Source organism: Meridianimarinicoccus aquatilis, from assembly GCF_004358675.1.
Lineage (GTDB): Bacteria > Pseudomonadota > Alphaproteobacteria > Rhodobacterales > Rhodobacteraceae > Meridianimarinicoccus > Meridianimarinicoccus aquatilis.
The window spans coordinates 1-4,863 of record NZ_SMZO01000110.1; the positions used below are offsets into that span (position 1 = coordinate 1).

Genomic DNA, 4,863 nt, shown 5'->3' on the forward strand with positions numbered 1-4,863 from the left:
GTATGCGTCCGGTCTGACTGGTGTTGACTTATTCTGGCGTCCGGTTCCAGGGCATGAGGTCTTCGAGCTGGGTCATCTTTTGATCGGAGACGCGCGCGAGAACCCAGGTCAGCCAGGCTTCGGGGTCGAGCTTGTTCATGCGGCAGGTCTCGATGAGGGTGTAGGCGACGGCCGCAGCATCGCCGCCGCCCTTTGAGCCCATGAACAGATAGTTTTTGCGGCCCAGAGTCACCGGCCTGATTGATCGCTCACAGATATTGTTGTCCAGCTCCAGCGTGCCGTCTTCGAGATATGCCCGCGCTTTCGGCATGCGCCCGAGCGCGTATCGGATTGCCGCTGCGAGGGTCGATTTGCCGGAGATCTTGGGGAGTTGCAGGGTGAGCCACGCCTCGAGATCGTCGAAGATCGGCTTTGCCTTTTCTTGTCGCAGCGCCACGCGGTCTTCAGCCGGTTTGTAGCGGGCCTCTTTTTCCACAGCATAGAGGCTCGCGATCCGCTTGATCGCTTGCTGGGCGATGACAGAGCCTTCGCTTTCATAGATATCGACAAACTTGCGGCGCACATGGACCATGCAGGCCTGCTCGCTGGCGCGATCGGCCCCGAATAGACCATTGAAGCCGGTGAACCCATCGGCATGGATCACGCCCTGATACCCCTTGAGGTGGGATGAGGGGTGCTCGCCTTTACGGTCCACGCTGAACTGATACCACGCACAGGGTGGCGCTTGCCCGCACCATGGGCGTTCATCGCGGACATAACTCCACAACCGTGCGGTTTGCGCGCGGCCTTTGGCCTGCATCTTGACCGGCGTGTCATCCGCGAACAGCGCAGGCCCGGCGCGCACGAGTTTGCCGATGTGGGTGGCCAGTGGTTCCAACAGCGTCGTTGATCGCCCAACCCAATCGGTCAGCGTGGAGCGATGCAGATCGACTTTTTCGCGCGCATAGATCTCAGACTGGCGATATAACGGCAGGTGATCACAATATTTCCCGACCAGAACATGCGCCAACAGACCCGGTCCAGGGCGGCCGCGGTTGATCGGGCGCGAGGGTAGTTCGACCTGGGCGAAAGCCTCGCAGCAGGTGCAGGTCATGCGCGGACGCACGATCCGCCTAACCACAAAGTGGCCGGGGACGTATTCCAGCTCTTGCGTCACATCTTCGCCGAGCGGCTTGAGCGCGCCGCCACAATCGCCGCAGGTGTCACCGGGTGAAATGATCTCGTCTTGTCGCTGAAGGTGGTCAGGCAGCGGCGCGCGATTGTGGCTGCGTTTGTCGGTGGCCTGATCATCGGCTTCGCCTGTGAGCACTGTCTGTTGTGCTGCGGCGGCTTCGATCTCGGCGTCTTCCTGCAGATCGAAGGCCAGTTGATCCATGGTCTCGGATTTGCTGCCGAAACGCGCCTTGCGATGTCCCGCCAGTTCATTCTTCAGCTTCTCGATTTGATAGGCTTGCGACTTCACTTCAGCGACCAAAAGCTCACTGACTGCGCGCAGTTCAGCAGGGTCTTCGGGCAGGGATTTGAAGGTCTCACGCATGGGCAATTTATATCCGCTCAACCTGCCAAACGGAACGGGGAATGCGCCAAACCCTATATTTTATTGGACTAACCAGCCCGCGTTGGCCGCCATGTTCGCTGCGGTGTGCGCCAGTCAATGCCTTCCAGCAGCATCGAAAGCTGCGCCGCCGTCATGTGCACTTTGCCGTCTTTGGCAGCTGGCCAGACAAACCGACCCTTCTCAAGGCGCTTCATGAAAAGGCATGCGCCTTGGGTGTCCCACCAGATGATCTTCAACAGATCGCCGCGACGCCCACGGAAGACGAACAGATGCCCCGAATAAGGATCCTCAGCGAGCTCCTTCTCCGTCTGCGCCGCCAGCGTATTAAACCCGCGCCGCATGTCCGTCACGCCCGCCGCCAACCAAACGCGCGTATTGCTCGGCACCGGGATCATGCTGTCAGCCCATGGATCAGGCCAACAACCGATGACAGGGCCGTCGGACCTTCAACAAGAATGCGCCGCCCGTCCGACAGGGTAATGTCCACCCGCTCCGCGCTGATCGCGCAACAAGGAGGATCCTCCGCACCATGCGCACGTTCGGCGCTCTCCAGTGGCGGCGCTGCAATCTCCACAGGGAGAAAAATGCTCTCATCCACGGCATCAACGGTAGATACGCGGCTCTCTATCGGCGCAAATCGGGGATCCTTCAGCCATTTGAAAATCAAGTTCGCATTCATCGAATAGCGCCGCGCAACCTGTGCAACCGAAACGCCCGATGTCAGTGTCTGCGCGCAAATCGTGCGTTTCTCGTCATCCGACCAGACCCGCTTCTTCAAGCCCTTCTTCCCCGCCATAACAAACCTCAAGATGTCCACTATCGATAGTGGACATTATCACCCACTCTATCATGCAGGCAGGGCAGTCACACCGGACGCATACGTATTTTCCACTATTGGTAATTCTGGAAAATTCGGGTTTTGAGTCCACACCAACCGAATGCTGCGATCCGCCGAGCGTCCGCTATGCGCAGCAGGACTTGCCTTCCTGTATAGGGGGGCAAGGCACAGTCGCGTAGGAACAATAGACGCAGCAGTCCCCTTCGAGTGGTTTCAAAACCGTGCGGCAGGACGTGCATTCGTAGAACCACTGACACGCATCCGTCGGCATCGTTTCTTCTACGGCGTGTCCGCATTCAGGGCAGGTGATCGTTGATTGAAGGTTCACTTCGTTCGTTTGCGTCGCCATAGTGCGTATCCCGTGAGTAGTAGAAAGCCAGCAAGGATTGGCAGCAGCACATCGTCTCTATAGACGTAGCCGAGTGCGCCACTGACCCCAAGAATTGAAAACATCCACGGCAGCAGTGGCGTGAAGCAACACAGAGCCGCCAAACCTACACCACCGAGACCAAATGGTAGCAACCAGTCCCTCACTGCGATTGTCTCCAGAGAGCAAACATCGTTCGAGCTGCATCTTCTTCCCAGAGCGGCGAACTCGCGGCTAGTGCAAAGGCGATTGTCGTGAACGATAGAAGGACAAATGTGGAGCGCTTGCGCTTCGCACACGCCCAACGGCTCCACAGTCGGAACCAGCCCCATGCCAGCACAAGCCCCACGAGCACCAGTATCTCAATACGATAGGCGACAAAGGGACTGAGCATCGTCAGCCAAGCTCCGCCTAAACCTAGAATCGACAAGCCAATCGGCAGTACGCAGCAGGATGCGCTCAGCAGTGCGAGTAAGCCAGCACCGCCGACGAGAAGCCGGTTTGGCTCCTTTCCGCTGTCTTGGAGTGTTTCAGTATTCGACATCATGAGTGACCTTGTGCATCCTGTAGTAACTACAGAAGCAAGAGGAGATTGATCACATGGTCGCGATTGGAGAAGCGTCACGGTTAAGCGGCGTTTCAATTGAAACGATCCGTTACTATGAGCGCGAAGGGGTCATCTCAAGGGCAGGCCGGACGCCGTCGGGAAGACGGGCGTACTCAAACGCTGAGATTTCCGAGCTTCGTTTCATCAAGCGCTGTCGTGATCTTGGTTTCTCGATCAACGATGCCGTAGCGCTTCGCAACTTGGCCGATGCACCGTCGGACGCTTGTGAGACGGTTGAGCAGCTTGGGCGAAAACACCTCTCGGATGTACGGGCGAAATTGGTGGAGCTTCGGCAGCTTGAAAAAGCCTTGGCCGAGCTAGTCGCTAACTGTGAAAATGGGCGAAGCGATTGCCCGATGTTGGACACCTTAAGAGCGGGCTTATCGGAATGCTGACATTGATTGGTCTGCGGATTTGTCTGTTCGCGCTTTACGAGTTCAGGCGACGTGCCGCGAATGTCGGCACTGTCATTTTCCACTATCGGCCATAGTGGAAAATTTCACCGCAGCCGGCAGGCATCTTTCCAGCTCCGATCGTGCCGGCGATCGCTGATTTCAATGTGAATAGTTCCAGACACTTAGGATTTTGAAGATTCACTATTTTCCACTTCTGATATAAAGTGGAAAATATGAGTGAGATGACCCTATACGACCCCCAAGGCAATCGCCTCTATCGGGACTGTTGCATTAGCTTCGTTTCGTAGCGACGATGTGGCTTTGGAGGTTCTCGATGCCGCATAAATCACCGTTCAAGCACCATCGTTTTCCACGTGAGATCATCCTGTGCGCCGTACGCTGGTATCTGCGCTTCCCGCTGTCCTACCAAGATGTTGTGGATCTTCTGGCGGAGCGCGGCGTCAACGTCGATCGGTCGACCGTGTATCGCTGGGTCCAGAAGTTTGGCCCGGAGCTGACGCGGCGCACCGAACGGCATCTGCGCCGCGGCAGCGTTGATTGGCATGTGGACGAAACGTATATCCGCGTCGGCGGCAAGTGGCGCTACCTCTGGCGCGCGATCGATGCCAACGGGCAGATGGTTGACTTTCGGCTGACCGCAAGACGCGATGCGAAGGCCGCGAAAGCCTTTCTTTGCAAGGCGATCGAGCGCGTGCGGCTCCACCGGCCGGTAACAATCTGCACCGACAAGGCACACGCCTACCGGCGCGTCATCCGCGAGATCAACCACCGATATGACCCGCACTTCGACAGCATCCGTCACATTGACCGGAAATGGCGAAACAACCTGATCGAGAGCGACCACGCCGCAATGAAACGGCTCCTTGGCTATCGCCAGAGTTTCCGCTCGCTCCGATCCGCCAAAGCGACCCTCAGCGGAGTCGAAACGATTCGGACCATCAAACGCGGCCATATCCACCACAAACAACCCGGCGTCAGAGGCGAGATTGAATTCATCGCCAGCCTCTTCAAAACCGCCACGTAACCACCTGTGCCATCAGGGAAAGCTCAACACGCGCAAATTAACGCAACAGTCCC

At 57.5% G+C, this 4,863-nt stretch carries 8 protein-coding genes; 2 read left to right on the top strand and 6 right to left on the bottom strand.

All coding sequences use genetic code 11. The features are described from left to right. Positions 1–28: 28 nt before the first annotated feature. The 6 genes from tnpC to E2L05_RS21210 form a co-directional block, all read right to left on the bottom strand. Positions 29–1,537: an IS66 family transposase gene (gene tnpC, locus E2L05_RS20380; RefSeq protein ID WP_133342308.1), complete on the bottom strand. Its 1,509-nt coding sequence runs from the start codon at positions 1,535–1,537 to the stop codon at positions 29–31. A 68-nt stretch (positions 1,538–1,605) separates the two neighbouring features. Next, positions 1,606–1,953 (bottom strand): IS66 family insertion sequence element accessory protein TnpB, encoded by a 348-nt coding sequence (gene tnpB, locus E2L05_RS20385; protein ID WP_133342307.1) that lies wholly within the window; start codon positions 1,951–1,953, stop codon positions 1,606–1,608. Continuing rightward, positions 1,950–2,354: an IS66-like element accessory protein TnpA gene (tnpA, locus tag E2L05_RS20390; protein ID WP_133342306.1), complete on the bottom strand. Its 405-nt coding sequence runs from the start codon at positions 2,352–2,354 to the stop codon at positions 1,950–1,952. The genes tnpB and tnpA overlap by 4 nt, the downstream gene beginning before the upstream one ends. A gap of 166 nt (positions 2,355–2,520) precedes the next feature. Continuing rightward, on the bottom strand, positions 2,521–2,745 hold the full coding sequence (locus E2L05_RS21285) for a GDCCVxC domain-containing (seleno)protein (RefSeq protein ID WP_133344856.1): 225 nt from the start codon (positions 2,743–2,745) through the stop codon (positions 2,521–2,523). Continuing rightward, complete coding sequence (merF, locus tag E2L05_RS21205) at positions 2,721–2,930, bottom strand: mercury resistance system transport protein MerF (protein ID WP_243722079.1); 210 nt, start codon at positions 2,928–2,930, stop codon at positions 2,721–2,723. The genes E2L05_RS21285 and merF overlap by 25 nt, the downstream gene beginning before the upstream one ends. Further along, the gene (locus E2L05_RS21210; RefSeq protein ID WP_243722080.1) at positions 2,927–3,307 is read right to left on the bottom strand and encodes a hypothetical protein; all 381 of its coding nucleotides are present in this window, start codon (positions 3,305–3,307) and stop codon (positions 2,927–2,929) included. The genes merF and E2L05_RS21210 overlap by 4 nt, the downstream gene beginning before the upstream one ends. Before the next feature lie 56 nt (positions 3,308–3,363). Between E2L05_RS21210 and E2L05_RS20405 the strand changes: the two genes are divergently transcribed. Next, positions 3,364–3,765: a MerR family transcriptional regulator gene (locus E2L05_RS20405; RefSeq protein ID WP_133344860.1), complete on the top strand. Its 402-nt coding sequence runs from the start codon at positions 3,364–3,366 to the stop codon at positions 3,763–3,765. A 334-nt stretch (positions 3,766–4,099) separates the two neighbouring features. Beyond that, positions 4,100–4,810, top strand: a complete 711-nt coding sequence (locus E2L05_RS20410) for an IS6 family transposase (RefSeq protein ID WP_133343683.1) — start codon at positions 4,100–4,102, stop codon at positions 4,808–4,810. The last annotated feature ends 53 nt before the right edge of the window (positions 4,811–4,863 follow it).